This window comes from Streptomyces stoeckheimensis, from assembly GCF_045822005.1.
Lineage (GTDB): Bacteria > Actinomycetota > Actinomycetes > Streptomycetales > Streptomycetaceae > Streptomyces > Streptomyces stoeckheimensis.
This window is the reverse complement of the sequence record NZ_CP169550.1, coordinates 4,635,273-4,651,203: the sequence shown is the minus strand read 5'-3', so window position 1 is coordinate 4,651,203 and position 15,931 is coordinate 4,635,273. Positions and strand designations below refer to the sequence as shown.

Annotated in this window: 14 protein-coding genes; 11 read left to right on the top strand and 3 right to left on the bottom strand. The window is 70.8% G+C overall.

Going from position 1 to position 15,931, the window contains the following annotated elements:
• Positions 1–399: 399 nt before the first annotated feature.
• Positions 400–2,007, top strand: a complete 1,608-nt coding sequence (locus ACE1OC_RS21070; protein ID WP_407838298.1) for a PP2C family protein-serine/threonine phosphatase — start codon at positions 400–402, stop codon at positions 2,005–2,007.
• 184 nt (positions 2,008–2,191) lie between these two features.
• Positions 2,192–3,658, top strand: a complete 1,467-nt coding sequence (locus ACE1OC_RS21065) for an aminopeptidase P family protein (RefSeq protein WP_407838297.1) — start codon at positions 2,192–2,194, stop codon at positions 3,656–3,658.
• 60 nt (positions 3,659–3,718) lie between these two features.
• Here ACE1OC_RS21065 and ACE1OC_RS21060 read toward each other — a convergent pair whose 3' ends face one another.
• Positions 3,719–4,207 (bottom strand): ATP-binding protein, encoded by a 489-nt coding sequence (locus ACE1OC_RS21060; protein ID WP_267038774.1) that lies wholly within the window; start codon positions 4,205–4,207, stop codon positions 3,719–3,721.
• Between the two features lie 190 nt (positions 4,208–4,397).
• On the opposite strand from ACE1OC_RS21060, the gene ACE1OC_RS21055 reads away from it, so the two are divergent.
• The 9 genes from ACE1OC_RS21055 (at position 4,398) to ACE1OC_RS21015 (ending at position 14,314) form a co-directional block, all read left to right on the top strand.
• Positions 4,398–5,216 (top strand): hypothetical protein, encoded by an 819-nt coding sequence (locus ACE1OC_RS21055; RefSeq protein ID WP_407838296.1) that lies wholly within the window; start codon positions 4,398–4,400, stop codon positions 5,214–5,216.
• Positions 5,217–5,326: 110 nt separating this feature from the next.
• Positions 5,327–6,061, top strand: coding sequence for a YcnI family protein (locus ACE1OC_RS21050; RefSeq protein ID WP_407838295.1), 735 nt, complete (start codon positions 5,327–5,329; stop codon positions 6,059–6,061).
• Positions 6,062–6,193: 132 nt separating this feature from the next.
• A complete protein-coding gene (locus ACE1OC_RS21045; protein ID WP_274548457.1) occupies positions 6,194–6,847 on the top strand; it encodes an SCO family protein in 654 nt (217 codons plus the stop codon).
• Entirely contained in the window at positions 6,844–7,341 is a 498-nt protein-coding gene (locus tag ACE1OC_RS21040; RefSeq protein WP_407838294.1) for a copper chaperone PCu(A)C, read from the top strand. Before ACE1OC_RS21045 ends, ACE1OC_RS21040 begins: the two co-directional genes overlap by 4 nt.
• A 22-nt stretch (positions 7,342–7,363) precedes the next feature.
• Entirely contained in the window at positions 7,364–9,409 is a 2,046-nt protein-coding gene (locus tag ACE1OC_RS21035; protein WP_407838293.1) for a copper resistance CopC/CopD family protein, read from the top strand.
• Positions 9,410–9,480: 71 nt separating this feature from the next.
• On the top strand, positions 9,481–10,722 hold the full coding sequence (gene efeB / locus ACE1OC_RS21030) for an iron uptake transporter deferrochelatase/peroxidase subunit (RefSeq protein WP_407841631.1): 1,242 nt from the start codon (positions 9,481–9,483) through the stop codon (positions 10,720–10,722).
• A gap of 42 nt (positions 10,723–10,764) precedes the next feature.
• Positions 10,765–11,700, top strand: coding sequence for a prephenate dehydratase (gene pheA, locus ACE1OC_RS21025; protein ID WP_250738568.1), 936 nt, complete (start codon positions 10,765–10,767; stop codon positions 11,698–11,700).
• 527 nt (positions 11,701–12,227) lie between these two features.
• Complete coding sequence (serS, locus tag ACE1OC_RS21020; RefSeq protein WP_250738569.1) at positions 12,228–13,505, top strand: serine--tRNA ligase; 1,278 nt, start codon at positions 12,228–12,230, stop codon at positions 13,503–13,505.
• Positions 13,502–14,314 carry an HAD family hydrolase gene (locus tag ACE1OC_RS21015; RefSeq protein WP_407838292.1) on the top strand — a complete coding sequence of 271 codons (813 nt, stop codon included), beginning with the start codon at positions 13,502–13,504 and terminating at the stop codon, positions 14,312–14,314. Before serS ends, ACE1OC_RS21015 begins: the two co-directional genes overlap by 4 nt.
• A 141-nt stretch (positions 14,315–14,455) precedes the next feature.
• Here ACE1OC_RS21015 and ACE1OC_RS21010 read toward each other — a convergent pair whose 3' ends face one another.
• Both ACE1OC_RS21010 and ACE1OC_RS21005 read right to left on the bottom strand, forming a co-directional pair.
• Positions 14,456–15,097: a rhomboid-like protein gene (locus tag ACE1OC_RS21010; RefSeq protein ID WP_351371747.1), complete on the bottom strand. Its 642-nt coding sequence runs from the start codon at positions 15,095–15,097 to the stop codon at positions 14,456–14,458.
• 113 nt (positions 15,098–15,210) lie between these two features.
• Positions 15,211–15,930, bottom strand: a complete 720-nt coding sequence (locus ACE1OC_RS21005) for an ABC transporter permease (protein ID WP_250738572.1) — start codon at positions 15,928–15,930, stop codon at positions 15,211–15,213.
• Position 15,931 lies beyond the last annotated feature (1 nt).

Sequence of the window (15,931 nt, the reverse complement as noted above, 5' to 3'; positions counted from 1 at the left end):
GTTCCTTTCCGTTGAACGCCGAGGGCCACATCACACCATGTAAGCGGTGGTTCACCACACGTACACGTTTCGCGTCACTGTCCGCTTGAAGCAGGTTCACACGGTTCGTGCAGTTTTCTTGCGGGTCCATGAAACGTCCGTCGGGGGCGGTACGCGACCCGGGACCGCGCGGGGGACGGCTGTCGTCGATGGGGACGACGGGCCGTGCCCGACGGTTCCCGGCGGGCACCGGGCTGCGCCAACTCTCCCCGGGTGCAACGGATTACGTACCCGGACCGGCCGACTGACTCGCCCAGTCGACCGCAAAAACCGTCCGCTTCCTGCTTTTTCCGGCCAAGTTCTAGCCCTGACCGGACAGTGAGTTGCCGTCCCACGGACACCAGGATTCCCACCTGGGCAATGCTGGACATCGCTCCTCGTGTGCGTGTAGATGTGGATTCATTGATAGCGGCGCAGCATGATCTGGGGGTTTGCGATGCTATATGGCGAATCGCACCAGCTGGAAAGGCGGACGCCATGAGCGCCCCGCATCTGCCGAAAGTGGCTGGAATCGATCCAGCCGTCACAGCGTCCCCGCACACTGTGGCGCCCACAGCGGTGCCCACGGCCGCGTCCACACCGACGAGCCCGCGAACGGCCCACGCCCCGGCGCAGGGACCCGCTGCGAGCTCGGTCATTCAGGACCGTCTCGCAGGCATGGTCTCCGACCTCACCACCCTCCACGAGCTCACCGAGCGGCTCGCCCGCGCCAGTGACCTCACCTCCTCCCTCCAGGAGTTCCTGCGGGCGGGCGCGGCCCTCGTCGGCGCCCGGCGCGGCCTGATCGTCCTGGAGCCCTCCGACGGGCTCGGCCCCACCAGCACGATCGGCCTCGGGCTCGGCCACGCCGACCTCGGCCACATCGAGACGGTGCCGCGCAGCGCCACCTCCTACGGCCGCATCCTCGACGGCCTGCCCGACGCCCACGGCGGCTCGGAGGTCCTGCCCGAGCCCGGCACGGCCCCCGGTACCGGCGCCGGCGGGTACGCCACCCCCGTCGACCCCCGCCACCGCGAGGTCGCCGCCCGACTCGGCTACGCCGCCAGCTACGCGCTGCCGCTGACCGCCGAAGCCACGGGCCGGCTCGGCGCGGCCGTCTGGCTCTACGACGAACAGGCCGAGCCCAACGACCGCCAGCGCGACCTGGCCGGGCTGTACGTCCGGCACGCCTCCGAACACCTGGCCCGGATGCTGGAGGTGGAGCGCGCCCGCACCAGCCTGGCCACCGTCGCCGAGGAGCTGCTACCCAGCCGGCTCCCCCGGATCTCCGGGGTCCAGCTCGCCGCCCGGCACCACACCGGCCCGCACGGCGGAGGCGACTGGTACGACGCACTGCCGCTGCCGGAGGGCGCCCTCGGCCTGGCCGTGGGCTCCGTCACCGGCTCGGGACCGAGCGCCGTCGCCGCGATGGGCCGGCTGCGCGCTTCGCTGCGCGCGTACGCCGTCATGGAGGGAGAGGACCCCGTCGCCGTCCTCTCCGACCTGGAGCTGCTGCTGCGCCTGACCGAGCCCGCGCGCTCGGCGACCGCGCTCTTCGCCTACTGCGAGCCCGCCGGGGGACCGAACTCGAACGGCCGGGGGAGGAAGCTCATCCTGGCCGGGGCCGGGCACACCCCGCCGCTGCTGATCGGCGAGCGGCGCACCGAGTACGTGGAGACCACCCTCTCCGCACCGCTCGGAATGCTCTCCTGCTGGGAGGCCCCGAGCGTGGAGATCGAGCCCGCGCCCGGAGAAACGGTGCTGCTGTACACGGACGGGCTGCTCCGGCGCACCGGGGACCCGATGGACCGGGCGTACGCGCGGCTGCACGCCGCCGCCGCGGGGATCCCCCGTAGCGCCCGCGAGGACCCGGCCGCCATCTGCGACCACATCCTGCGCACGGTGTTGCCGGACGGCGACGGGGACGGCCCCGTGGCCCCGGCGGACGCCTCGGAGGACATCGTGCTGCTCGCGGCCCGGTTCGAGTGACGCGGTTCGAGTGACGCGGTTCGAGTGACGCGGTTCGAGTGACGCGGTTCGGGTGACGGCGGGGCGTGTGACTGTGTGACCGGGTTTAGCGGATTTGTCACACGACCCGCCGGGGGGCGTCCGCTCACCCATACGATGGATGAGGTCCATACCCGGTCCGTGTCCGCCGTACTGAGGAGAAGACGTGGCTGACGAGCTCACCCCGGAGACCCCGGAAGAAGAGCAGCCCAAGAAGAAGATCAAGCAGCGCAAGAACGGGCTGTACCCGGGTGTCAGCGAGGAGCTCGCCGCGAGCATGCGCACGGGCTGGGCAGACACCGAGCTGCGCGGACTGGAGCCGATCGCTCAGGCCGCGCACACCGCCGCCCGCCGCTCCGCGCTGTCCCGGCGCTTCCCCGGTGAGCGCCTCGTCGTCCCCGCCGGCCGGCTGAAGACGCGCTCGAACGACACCGAGTACCCCTTCCGCGCCTCGACCGAGTACGCGTACCTCACCGGTGACCAGACCGAGAACGGCGTCCTGGTCCTGGAGCCCGCGGGGGAGACCGGCCACCACGCCACCGTCTACCTGCTGCCCCGCTCCGACCGCGAGAACGGCGAGTTCTGGCTCTCCGGCAGCGGCGAGCTGTGGGTCGGCCGCCGCCACTCCCTCACGGAGGCCGAGCAGCTGCTGGGCATCCCGGCCAGGGACGTGCGCAAGCTTCCCGAGGAGCTGGCCGAGGCCGAGGGCCCGGTCCGCGCCGTGCGCGGTCACGACTCCGTCATCGAGACGGCCCTGACCGACAAGGTCACCAAGGAGCGCGACGAAGAGCTGCGCGTCTACCTCTCCGAGGCCCGCGCCGTGAAGGACGCCTTCGAGATCGGCGAACTGCAGAAGGCCGTCGACTCCACCGTCCGCGGTTTCGAGGACGTCGTGAAGGTGCTCGACAAGGCCGAGGCCACGTCCGAGCGCTACATCGAGGGCACGTTCTTCCTGCGCGCCCGCGTCGAGGGCAACGACGTCGGCTACGGCTCCATCTGCGCCGCCGGCCCGCACGCCTGCACCCTGCACTGGGTCCGCAACGACGGCGACGTCCGCTCGGGCGACCTGCTGCTGCTCGACGCCGGTGTGGAGACCCACTCCCTCTACACGGCCGACGTCACGCGCACGCTGCCGATCAGCGGCACGTACACCGACATCCAGCGCAAGATCTACGACGCGGTGTACGAGTCCCAGGAAGCCGGCATCACCGCCGTCAAGCCGGGCGCGAAGTTCCGCGACTTCCACGACGCCTCGCAGCACGTGCTCGCCGAGAAGCTCGTCGAGTGGGGTCTGCTGGAGGGACCGGTCGAGCGTGTCCTGGAGCTGGGTCTGCAGCGCCGCTGGACCCTGCACGGCACCGGTCACATGCTCGGCATGGACGTCCACGACTGCGCCGCCGCGCGCACCGAGGCGTACGTCGACGGCACGCTGGAGCCCGGGATGTGCCTGACGGTCGAGCCCGGTCTGTACTTCCAGGCCGACGACCTGACCGTTCCCGAGGAGTACCGCGGCATCGGCGTCCGGATCGAGGACGACATCCTCGTCACCGAGGACGGCAACCGGAACCTGTCGGCCGGGCTGCCCCGCACCTCGGACGACGTCGAGGCCTGGATGGCGCGGCTCAAGGGCTGACGCCACCGCTCGTACGCGCCGATGGGCGGGACCCTCCACGGGTTCCGCCCATCGGTGCGTCTACGACACCTTCAGCAGGGAGTCGTCCCGCCACTTCAGCATCTTGTCGAAGCTGACCACGGCACCCCGGCCGGGCCTGTTGCGGAAGCGGACGTGGTCGGCGAGTTCCTCGATCAGGTGCAGGCCCCGGCCGTGCTCGGCCAGGGACGGTCTGCGGCGGGCCACCGTCGCGGGCGGGAACCCCGGACCCGAGTCGCTCACTTCGATGCGACAGCGGTCCCCGTCCAGATAGGCCGTGACGTGGTACGCCCCGGTCCCGTCCGGGGAGCCGCCGCCCGAGGACGCATCGTCCGTGCAGCCGGAGCGCGGGGCGGCTTCGCGGCCGCCGTGCTCCACCGCGTTCGCGCACGCCTCGCTCAGCGCCACCGACAGGTCGAAGGAGATGTCAGGGTCCACCCCCGCGGTCTCCATCGTCCCCAACAGCAGTCGCCTCGCGAGGGGCACACTCGCTGCTTCGCGCCTCAAGTGGAGAGACCACCAGATGCTCATACGGTTACCTATTGCCGCCCGGGGCCGGGGCTAAGCCCCTGAGGGCCGACAGAGCCCTCGTTCGGCCGATGCGGCGCTCCCGGGCAGCGGTGTATGCGGGGTGCGGCCGGGCATCCGTGCGCGGGAATGCAAACCGGCTGTCGCACCTGCCGTATGCGGCGCCTAAGGCCAGTGCGATGATGGCCCGGCCATGACTGCCCCCCACGCGACGCAGGCCGGACCCGGCCTCAGGCTGATCCGGGCCGCGGTGTTCACCGCGGTCTGTGTCGTGCTGTCCGCGGTCGGGCACGCACTGGCCTCCTGCGCGACGGTGCCCTGGTGGTCCCTCTGCGCCGGCTTCCTCGCCGTCTTCGCGGTGGCGGCCCCGCTCGCGGGACGCCGCCGCTCGCTGCCCGGCATCGCCGCCGCACTGGCGGGCGGACAGCTCGCGCTGCACACCGTGTTCGGCCTCGGCCAGCACACCACCGCCTCGGCGGGCGGCAGCACCTCCTCGGAGACCTCGCTCGCGGCGCTGGCCGCCCAACTGGTCTGCGGGGGCAACTCCGTCCCGATCCACCCGGCGGACGCCCGGCGGATCGTGGAGAGCGCCGGGCTGGACCCGGACGCCGTGGCCGCTCAGGCCGAGGCGCAGGGGCACCTGGCCCACGCCCACATCGGGCAGGGCCTGATGGAACCGTCGGGCGAACTGGTGGGGCTGCTCAGCCCGGCCATGCTGATCGGGCACCTGCTGGCCGCACTCGCCGCAGGCTGGCTGCTCGGGCGCGGCGACGCCGCGCTGTTCCGCCTCCTCGAACTGTCCAGGCTCTCCGCCGGAGCCGGACCGGTGCGCCCGCTGCGTGCCGCTCTGGCCTACGTACGAGCCCTCGGCGCAGACCTTCCGGGCCTGCCCGCGCGTACCCCGCGGGCAGCGGGCGACGGGACCGGCCCCGCACTCTCCACGGGCCGGGACGCACTCCAGCACACGGTGATCAGGCGCGGGCCGCCCACGGCGTTCGCCCTCGCAGCCTGAAGCGGCACCTCTCCTCCCCGGGACTCACGACGGGAGCACCGGTGCCGCGAACTCCGTGCGCGCCGCGCGCGGAGCAACCGTCACCACAGCTTCCGTGGAGTGTTTCTGCCATGAAGACCTCTCGCGTCTCCTTCGCCGCCGCCCTCGCCGCCGGTTCCGTCCTCCTCCTCTCCGGCACCGCCTTCGCCCACGTCAGCGTGCAGCCCGTCGGGGAGGCCGCCAAGGGCGGCTACGCGACGCTCAACTTCAAGGTGCCCAACGAGCGCGACAACGCGGCGACCACGCAGCTCGAGGTCAACTTCCCCGTGGACCAGCCGCTCACGTCCGTCATGCCGCAGGACATCCCCGGCTGGACGTCCAACGTCGAGAAGACCAAGCTCGACAAGCCGCTCACCGTGCACGGCAAGCAGGTCAACGAGGTCGTCACCAAGGTGACCTGGACCGGCGGCAAGATCGAGGCCGGCAAGTTCCAGCAGTTCCCCGTCTCCGTCGGCAAGCTCCCCGACAACGCCGACCAGATGGTCTTCAAGGCGATCCAGACCTACGACAACGGCGAGGTCGTCCGCTGGATCGAAGAGCCCAAGGAAGGTGCCGCCGAGCCGCAGACTCCGGCGCCCGTCCTGAAGCTGACCGCCGCCGGCGCCGACCACCACGACACCGCTGCCAAGAAGCCGGCGGACGGGGCGAAGAACTCCGACTCCCACAAGGACGGCCAGGACAGCCACGAAACTGCCGCCGCCAAGAGCGGATCCGACACGACCGCGCGGGCCCTCGGCGTCGCCGGCATCGTGATCGGACTCGGTGGCGTGGCCTTCGGCGTCGCCTCGCGCCGCCGCACCTCCTGACCGCCCGACCTTCCGACTCCCGACTCCCGACTCCCGACTCCCGACCTGACGATCCTGCGCAGCCGGCCGGTCATCCGGGCCGGCCGGGCTCACGGATCCACCCGTACCACCCCCGATCTCAGGGACTTCCCCATGCGCACCACACGTGTGACGCTCGCCGCCCTCGTGGCGGCGGCCGCCCTCACCCTCACCGCCTGCGGTGGTGAACCGGCCAAGAACGGCCAGGTCACCCAGATCAGCGAGAACCAGGCGAAAGCCGGGTCCGCCACCGTGCTCGACCGCCCCTTCGACAAGCCGGACGTCGTCCTCACGGACACCACCGGCAAGCCGTGGAACCTGCGCGAGCAGACCAAGGGCAAGCCGACGCTCATCTACTTCGGCTACACCCACTGCCCCGACGTGTGCCCCCTGACGATGAGCAACATCGCCGTCGCCAAGAAGGCACTTCCCCAGGCCGACCAGGACAAGCTCCAGATCGTCTTCATCACCACCGACCCGGAACGGGACACTCCCGAGTCCCTCGGCGCGTGGCTCAAGGGCCTGGATCCGGCCTTCACCGGGCTGACCGGTGACTTCGCCACCATCCAGGCCGCCGCCCGCACGCTCGGCATCGGTATCGAGGCCCCCACGAAGGACGCCAACGGCAACGTCGTCTCCATGCACGGTGCCCAGGTCATCGCCTTCTCGCCCAAGACCGACGAGGGATACCTCCTCTACGGCGAGAGCACCACCGTCGATGACTACACCAAGGACCTGCCGAAGATCGTCAAGGGAGAGAACCCGTGAACGCCCGCACCACCCGCACCCTCGCAGCCGCCCTCTCCCTGACGGCCGCGCTCGCCATATCCGGCTGCTCTTCGGATTCCGAGTCCGCATCCGCTTCCGGTGACGCACCGAAGCTGACGGTCAGCGGCGGCTACATGCCGGAGCCCGTGAACAACCAGATGGCCGGCGCGTTCATGGTCATCAAGAACGACTCCAAGACGGCCGACAAGCTGACCGGCGCCACGAGCACGCTCTCCGACGACCTGCAGATCCACGAGACCAAGGATCAGAAGATGCAGCAGGTGCAGTCCATGGATGTGCCCGCGAACGGCGAACTGAAGCTGGAGCGCGGCGGCAGCCACGTCATGTTCATGGGGCTCAAGAACACCCCCAAGGTCGGCGACAAGGTCACCGTCGAACTGCGCTTCGAGAAGTCCGGCCCGGTCAAGGTCGAGCTGGACGTCAAGGAGCGGACGTACAAGGCTCCGACATCCACTGACGGCACCGCCCACTGACGGACCGAGGGACTGACACGCCATGACGGCCACCGCCCCGACCCCATCCACGGCCCGCGTCCGCGCTACGGCACTCCTGCCGCGGCTCACGCTGGTCCTCGCCGCACTGCTGGCAGCCTTCTTCACCGCTGCCGCGCCGGCCTCGGCACACGCCGCGCTGACCGCGAGCGACCCCGCGGACGGGTCGGTGGTCGCCACGGCGCCCGCCCAGATCACGCTCTCCTTCTCGGAGGGGGTCGCCATGAACGGCGACTCCATCCGCGTCCTGGACCCCCGGGGCAAGCGCGTCGACACCGGTGAACTGCGCGACCTCTGCAGCGGGAGCATCATCCGCTACGGCACCGCACTGCGCCCGGGCCAGCCGGACGGCACCTACACCGTCGCCTGGCAGGCCATATCCGCGGACAGCCATCCGATCTCCGGCGCCTTCACCTTCTCCATCGGAGCCCCCTCCGAGACGGCCGTCTCCCTGCCCTCGCAGACGGCGGGGGATGGGCCCGTCGCCGTCGCCTACGGCATCGCGCGCTACGTGGCCTACGCCGGGTTCGCCGTGCTCGTCGGCGCCGCCGCCTTCATCCTCCTGTGCTGGCGCCGGGGCGCCGCGCAGCGGCCGATGCAGAAGCTGGTCGTACGGGCCTGGGTCGCGCTCACCGTGGCCACCCTGGTGATGCTGCTGCTCCGCAACCCGTACACCGGGTCGGGGAACTTCGCCGACGCCTTCGACCTGGCCGGGCTGAAGGCCGTCTTGGAGACCAAGTCCGGTGCCTCGCTCGTCTCGCGGCTGCTCCTCCTCGGCGCCGCCGCACTGTTCATCACCGTGCTGTTCGGCTCCTACGCCCGGCGCCACACGTCGGACGGCTCGGGCGGTTCGGACACCTCCGAAGCCTCCAATGGCTCCGAGGCCTCCGATGCCTCCGATGCCTCCGAAGAGGATGCCAAGGGGGAGAGCGACCTCGTCTTCGGGCTCGGCATCGGCGGGACCGTCGTCGCGGGCGGTATCGCCGCCACCTGGGCGCTGTCCGAGCACGCCTCCACCGGCATCCAGCCCGCCCTCGCCATGCCCGTCGACATCCTCCACCTGCTGGCCGTCGCCGTGTGGCTGGGCGGACTCACCGCGCTGCTCGTCGCGCTCCACAAGGTCCCCGGGATCGAGCGCACGGCCATCCGGCGCTTCTCCGCCGTCGCCTTCACCAGCATCGTCGTCCTGGCCTGCACCGGCACCTACCAGGCCTGGCGCCAGGTGGGCAGCTGGTCCGCGCTGACCGGGACAGACTACGGCCGGCTGCTACTCGTCAAGATCGGCCTCGTCGCCGTCGTCGTGGCCATCGCCTACACCTCCCGGAAGTGGACCTCTCGGCTGGCCGGGGGCCGGGACGAGACCGAGGGGGAGGGGGAGGGGGAAGCCACCTCCGATGTTTCACGTGAAACATCGCCCGTGACGGTCACCCCGGCCTCCACCTCAACCGCCACCGCCACCTCCACCGGTGCCTCCGACCCCCAGCGTGCCGCGCAGCTCGCGCGCCAGAGCGCCGCCCGGCGCACCGCGCGGGAGAAGCAGGCGCGTGACGCCGACCCGGACCGCGCCGGCCTGCGACGGTCCGTCCTCGCCGAGGCCGGTGTCGCCGTGGTCCTGCTGGCCGTCACCACCATCCTCACCAGCACCGAGCCCGGCCGTGCCGCGGAGCTGGAGGCCGGCCGCGGGTCCACCGCCACGGCCGTTCCCGACCGCGCGGTCAAGGTCACGCTGCCCTTCGACACCGGCGGCCAGAACGGCAAGGGCTCGGTCCGGCTCCAGCTTGACCCGGGCCGGGTCGGTGCGAACACGCTCCACGTGTGGGCCGAGACCCCTGACGGCAAGCCGCTCGACCTGCCCGAGCTCAAGGTGTCGTTCACCTTGGAAGCCAAGGAGATCGGTCCCCTTCCGGTCCTGCCCGAGCGCGCCGCACCCGGGCACTGGACCGCGTCGGGCGTCCAGCTTCCGCTGACCGGCGACTGGCGGATCGACGTGACCATCCGCACCTCCGACATCGACCAGACGACCGTCCAGAAGAACGTGAAGATCGGCTGACCAGCGTGACCCAGAACAGCGACCCCACCGAAAGCGCTGCGAGCAGCGAGAGCAGCACCGGGCTCCCCGGCATCGAGATCTCCCGGCGCCGCCTGCTGGGCACGGTCGGCGCCGCGGGCGCGGCCGGGCTCGCGCTCGGCGCCGCCGGCGGGGCCCTCGTGCACTCCGAGGTGTCCGGGTCCGGGACGGCGGGCTCCGGCGGCGCTCCCGGAAGCCTCGGTGCCACCCGGGTCGACTTCCAAGGGGATCACCAGGCCGGCATCACCACGCCCCTCCAGGCCAAGGGGCACGTGCTCGCCTTCGACCTGGCGCCCGGTGCCGGACGTACCGAGGCGGCCGCCCTCATGCGGCGCTGGTCCGATACCGCGCGGCGGCTGACGGCGGGCGAGACCGCACCGGTCGCCGACACCGGCATCGCCCTCGGCTCCGGCCCCTCCTCCCTCACGGTGACCTTCGGCTTCGGCCACTCCTTCTTCGAGCGCACCGGACTCACCGCGCGCCGCCCCGCCGCCCTCGACCCGCTTCCGGACTTCTCCGCCGACCGCCTCGACGCCCGGCGCAGCAACGGCGACCTGTGGGTCCAGATCGGCTCGGACGACGCGCTGGTCGCCTTCCACGCCCTGCGCGCGCTGCAGAAGGACGCCGGAGAGGCGGCCCGGCCGCGCTGGCAGATGAACGGCTTCAACCGCTCTCCGGGGGCCACCGCCTCCCCCATGACGGCCCGCAACCTCATGGGCCAGGTCGACGGCACCAACAACCCGAAGCCCACCGAAGCCGACTTCGACCGGCGGATCTTCGTCCAGGGCACCGTGCCCCCGGAGCACGCCTGGATGGTTGGGGGTTCGTACGCCGTCGTACGTCGCATCCGCATGCTCCTCGACCACTGGGACCAGCAGTCACTGGCCCAGCAGGAGCAGGTCATCGGGCGTACGAAGGCCACCGGCGCCCCGCTGACCGGAGGCGACGAGACCACCGCCCCGGCCCTCGACAAGATCGGCGCCGACGGAAAGCCGGTCATCCCCTCCAATGCGCACGCCCGGATCTCCGCACCCGCGCAGAACGGCGGAGCCGCCATGCTCCGGCGGCCCTTCTCCTTCCACGACGGGATCGACGCGGACGGAGCCCCCGACGCCGGGCTCCTCTTCATCTGCTGGCAGGCCGACCCGTCCCGCGGTTTCGTCCCCGTCCAGCGCAAGCTCGACCGCGGCGACGCCCTGTCGGAATTCATCCGGCACGAGTCGAGCGGCCTGTACGCGGTGCCGCCCGGGGCACGCGCCGGGGAGTACGTGGGGCAACGGCTGCTCGAAGGGTGAACAGCCCAGGTCGCGTCCGGGCCCCGGCATTAGGCTGATCGCATGTCGGCCACCCGCTTCACCTATCTCGGTCCCGAAGGCACGTTCACCGAAGCCGCCCTTCGCACCCTCCCCGAAGCCGCGACCCGGGAACTCGTCCCGATGGTTTCGGTCCCGGCAGCCCTGGACGCCGTGCGCAACGGTGAGGCCGCGGCGGCCCTGGTCCCGATCGAGAACTCGGTGGAGGGCGGGGTCACCTCGACCCTGGACGAGCTGGCCGGCGGCGTTCCGCTGATGATCTACCGCGAGGTGCTGCTCCCGATCGCGTTCGCGCTGCTGGTACGGCCCGGGACCAAGCTGTCGGACGTCAAGACCGTCACCGGGCACCCGGTCGCCCAGCCGCAGGTGCGCAACTGGCTGCGGTCGAACCTGCCCGACGCCCTGTGGGAGTCGGCGGCGTCCAATGCCGACGGTGCCCGGCTGGTCCAGGAGGGCCGCTTCGACGCCGCCTTCGCGGGCGAGTTCGCGGCCGCCACCTACGGGCTGGTCCCGCTGGTCACCGAGATCCACGACGCGCAGAACGCGGAGACCCGCTTCGTGCTCGTCGGGCGTCCCGCCCGCCCGGCCGCGCCGACCGGCGCCGACAAGACCTCCGTCGTGCTGTGGATGGGCGACGACCGCCCCGGTGCGCTGCTGGAGCTGCTCCAGGAGTTCGCCGTCCGCGGGGTGAACCTGATGCTGATCCAGTCCCGGCCGACGGGTGCGGGAATCGGCAACTACTGCTTCGCCGTCGACGCCGAGGGCCACATCTCCGACCGCCGGGTCGGAGAGGCCCTCATGGGTCTCAAGCGCACCTGCCCCCAGATCCGGTTCCTCGGCTCCTACCCGCGCGCCGGTGTCGCACAGGGTGACGTCCAGGCCGCCCGGGCCGGCACCTCCGACGGCGACTTCACCGCGGCCTCGGACTGGCTGACGCGTTGCCTCGACGGGCGCCCCTAACGCTCCGTCCACTGTCCACAGAGTTATCCACAGGGATCGATGTGAACCTGGGGACAAGTCGACAGAGTGGCACGACAAGGTCGACAAATCGGTCGGGGGGCGCAGGTTTCGCGCTGACGAGCGGGAGGTGAACGGCGTCACCCCTGTATCACCGATCAACTCTTTGGGGCGAGTCATTCCCACCCGAATGAGTGTGTGAGGGTGGTTTGAACCCTGATTGGTCCCGCTCGCTCCACAGTCGAGATTGATCTATTCCTGTGTCCACAGATCCGGCACACAGCCTGTGGATAAGCCGGTCGCCTGGGGAATTCCTGTGGACAAGGAAGCCCCTTCCCTCCTGCTCAGGGGCTGCCCGATCACTGCCACTCTGCCCCTTTTCGGGGAATGGGGCCGGTTTTATCGGCCCCCGCAGAAGGGTCGCTTCCAGCCTCCCGCCGGAAGTTTTCCATTCGCGGCAATTAGGACAAAGCGACACGCAGCGTGATATCGGTGCGCCCCCCGGAAGCCCGGCCCGGTAGCCTGGAGGGGTGATTGACCTCCGGCTGCTCCGTGAAGACCCTGACCGTGTCCGCGCCTCGCAGCGCGCCCGTGGAGAGGACGTCGCCCTCGTCGACGCGCTGCTCTCCGCCGACGAGCGCCGCAGGTCCTCCGGCATGCGATTCGACGAACTCCGCAACGAGCAGAAGTCGCTCGGCAAGCTCATCCCCAAGGCCTCTCCGGAGGAGCGGGCCGAGCTGCTGAAGAAGGCCGATCAGCTCAAGCAGGACGTGAAGGCCGCCGAGGCCGAGCAGAACGAGGCGGACGAAGCCGCCAAGCAGCTGCTCCTGCGGCTCGGCAACATCGTCCACACCGACGTGCCCGTCGGCGGCGAGGAGGACTTCGTCGTCCTCGAGACGCATGGCACCATCCGCGACTTCGGCGCCGAGGGCTTCGAGCCCAAGGACCACCTGGAGCTCGGCGAGTCCCTGGGCGCCATCGACGTCGAGCGCGGCGCCAAGGTCTCCGGCTCGCGCTTCTACTACCTCACCGGTGTCGGCGCCCTGCTGGAGCTCGCCCTCGTCAACGCGGCCATCGCACAGGCCACCGAGGCCGGCTTCACCCCGATGCTCACCCCCGCGCTGGTCCGCCCGCGCGCCATGGAGGGCACCGGCTTCCTCGGCCAGGCCGCGGAGAACGTGTACCACCTGGAGGGCGACGACCTCTATCTGGTCGGCACCTCCGAGGTCCCGCTCGCCGCGTACCACATGGACGAGATCATCGACGCGGACAAGCTGCCGCTGCGCTACGCCGGCTTCTCCCCGTGCTTCCGCCGCGAGGCCGGGACGTACGGCAAGGACACCCGCGGCATCTTCCGCGTCCACCAGTTCGACAAGGTCGAGATGTTCTCGTACGTCGCGCCGGAGGAGGCCGAGGCCGAGCACCAGCGGCTCCTGGACTGGGAGAAGCAGTGGCTGACCAGCCTGGAGCTGCCCTTCCAGGTGATCGACGTCGCCACCGGCGACCTGGGCGCCTCCGCCTCCCGCAAGTTCGACTGCGAGGCGTGGATCCCCACCCAGGGCAAGTACCGCGAGCTGACTTCCGCCTCGAACTGTGACGGCTTCCAGGCCCGCCGCCTGTCGGTCCGCTACCGCGACGGCAAGAAGACCGCTCCGCTGTCCACCCTGAACGGAACGCTGTGCGCGGTGCCGCGCACGATCGTCGCGATCCTGGAGAACCACCAGCAGGCCGACGGCACGGTCCGGGTCCCCCCGGTGCTCCGTCCCTACCTGGGCGGTCGGGAAATCCTGGAGCCGATCACCAAGTGAGCCCGGCCCCGTTCCCCTACAAGCTCGTCGCGACGGACCTCGACGGGACGCTGCTCCGCGGCGACGACACCGTCTCGGAGCGCACCCGTGAGGCGCTCCTCGCGGCCACCTCGGCGGGCGCAGCGCACATCATCGTCACCGGCCGCGCCGTGCCGTGGACCCGTCACGTCCTCGATGACCTCGGCTACAAGGGCATCGCCGTCTGCGGACAGGGCGCGCAGGTCTACGACGCGGGGGCGCACCGGCTGCTGACATCGGTGACGCTCGACCGGAAGCTCGCCGCGCTGGCGCTCGAGAAGATCGAGGCCGAGGTCGGTCCGCTGGCGCTCGCCGCCAGCCGGGACGGAGTCGAGGGCGAGGTGCTCTTCGGCCCCGGCTACCAGGTCCAGGAGGGCCTTCCCGCGCTCTACCTGGAGGACACCGCCGAGGTCTGGTCGGCTCCGCTGAACAAGCTGTACATCCAGCACCCCGAGCTGGACGAGGACGCCCTCGTCCAGGTGGCCCGGGCGACCGTGGGCAGCCTGGTCGGCGTCGTCATGGCCGGTCCGGGCATCGTGGAGATCCTGCCGCTCGGGCTGACGAAGGCCACCGGCCTCTCGCTGGCCGCGCGCCGGCTGGGGGTGAAGGCGGCCGACACGATCGCCTTCGGCGACATGCCCAACGACATCCCGATGTTCGGCTGGGCCGCGCACGGAGTGGCGATGGCCAACGCGCACCCGGAGCTCAAGGCCGTGGCGGACGAGGTCACGACCTCCAACGAGGAGGACGGCATCGCCGTGGTCCTGGAGCGTCTGCTGGGCGCCGCGTAACCGAGCGGAAGACGGAAGGAAGGTCCGGAACGGCCCGCGCCGCGAGGCGCGCTCGAAGTGGCCGTTCCGGACCTTCTTGTTTCTCCCCGCACGGCTCACTCTGCCCCCGCCGCACGCCTCGTACCAGTGAATTTCCGTCCGTTAGCCCGGATTCCGGCGCGGGTTCGGGTGCCGGGTCAGCGGCCAGGCGAGGAGGCCGACGGCGAGTGCGATGGCGTGGCCGAAGTCGGTGAAGGTGCCGTCGCTGACGAGCGGGAGTCCGAAGAAGGCCACGGACCCGGCCAGGTAGAACCAGCGCCAGGGGCCGGGCAGGCGGTACGTCAGCACCCCGACAGCGGTCGCGAGTCCGTAGCTGACGCCGATGTCGACGACGTGGACCATGCTGCGCGGGGCGCGGTGGTCCTGGATGGCCATCAGGACCAGCTTCTGGCTGATCAGCGTGGCCGTGATGTGTCCGGTCGCGATGATGAAGAGCCAGCGCAGGGTGCCGAGCCAGCGCTCGACATTGGCCTGGAAGACCTCGAAGAGGACGAAGTAGAGCGGGAGCGAGGCGGGATCCTCGATCCAGAACGCGCTGCTGAGCAGCGCCCGTATGGGGTGCCGGGCGAGCTCGTGGATGTTGCTGCTGTTGCGGTGGAGCAGGACGTGTTCGAGATGGTCGGGCACGATCACGACCACGATGCTGGTGACCACGATGATCAGCAGCCAGATGTGGGTGCCGGGCGCGGAACGTATCCAGGACCGCACTGGCCTGGACGGCTCGGGCTCGGTGTACTCGATCATTCACCGATGATCTCGCGCAAACCTGTGCCCCGCCTGGCCGGTGGGCCGGGCGGGGCACTGTTTCACGTGAAACATCCGCTGCCGGCGCCCCCGTGGACGCCGGTGCGGACGTCCTACTCCTCGCCCGCCAGGGTCAGGCGGCGGAGCTTCTGTCCGGCGTAGAAGGTGGCGCCGACGGTGACCGCGACGAGCAGGATCACCGCGGTGGGCAGCCCGACGGTGGCGTCCACGTACCCCTCGCCCGCGACCTTCTGCGCGAGGGCCAGCGACCACTGCTGGACGCTGAGGGTCTTGGCGCCGTCGACGAGGCTGCCGAAGAGCGACTCCCAGATCAGGGCGTAGACCAGGCCGAAGACGACCGCGTGCCGGCTGACGGTGCCCAGCAGCAGGAACAGGGCGCTGTAGGCGACCGAGGCGACGAGGGCGGCGACGGTGTAGGCGACGGCGATCTGCTGGCCGTTGCCGTTGAGGATGAAGCCGGCGATCAGGGTGGGGATCGCGGAGAAGACCATGGTGACGGCGATCGCGACGGTCAGCTTCGTCAGGATGATCGTCGGGCGCTTCACCGGCTTCGAGAGCAGGTAGACGATCGAGCCGTCGTCGATCTCCGGGCCGATGGCGCCGGTGCCGGCGATGACGCCGATCAGCGGGACCATCGTCGCCAGGGCGAAACCGCCGAGGAGGTCGGCGGCGACCTTGTCGTCGAGGCCCGTGAAGGCGCGCACGGCAATGGAGATGGCGATCAGCAGGACGGGCAGCGCGCAGAGGATCAGCGCGCGGCGGCGGCCGAGCAGGGCCCGGTAGGTGAGCCGGGCAACGGTGGGGTTGTACATG

What these genes read in the sequence shown, in the direction of transcription:
- ACE1OC_RS21070 (WP_407838298.1), top strand. Translation starts at nt 400, where the DNA reads ATGCTGGACATCGCTCCTCGTGTGCGTGTAGATGTGGATTCATTGATA.
- ACE1OC_RS21060 (WP_267038774.1), bottom strand. Translation starts at nt 4,207, where the DNA reads ATGAGCATCTGGTGGTCTCTCCACTTGAGGCGCGAAGCAGCGAGTGTG.
- ACE1OC_RS21055 (WP_407838296.1), top strand. Translation starts at nt 4,398, where the DNA reads ATGACTGCCCCCCACGCGACGCAGGCCGGACCCGGCCTCAGGCTGATC.
- ACE1OC_RS21050 (WP_407838295.1), top strand. Translation starts at nt 5,327, where the DNA reads ATGAAGACCTCTCGCGTCTCCTTCGCCGCCGCCCTCGCCGCCGGTTCC.
- ACE1OC_RS21045 (WP_274548457.1), top strand. Translation starts at nt 6,194, where the DNA reads ATGCGCACCACACGTGTGACGCTCGCCGCCCTCGTGGCGGCGGCCGCC.
- ACE1OC_RS21035 (WP_407838293.1), top strand. Translation starts at nt 7,364, where the DNA reads ATGACGGCCACCGCCCCGACCCCATCCACGGCCCGCGTCCGCGCTACG.
- pheA (WP_250738568.1), top strand. Translation starts at nt 10,765, where the DNA reads ATGTCGGCCACCCGCTTCACCTATCTCGGTCCCGAAGGCACGTTCACC.
- ACE1OC_RS21010 (WP_351371747.1), bottom strand. Translation starts at nt 15,097, where the DNA reads ATGATCGAGTACACCGAGCCCGAGCCGTCCAGGCCAGTGCGGTCCTGG.
- ACE1OC_RS21005 (WP_250738572.1), bottom strand. Translation starts at nt 15,930, where the DNA reads ATGTACAACCCCACCGTTGCCCGGCTCACCTACCGGGCCCTGCTCGGC.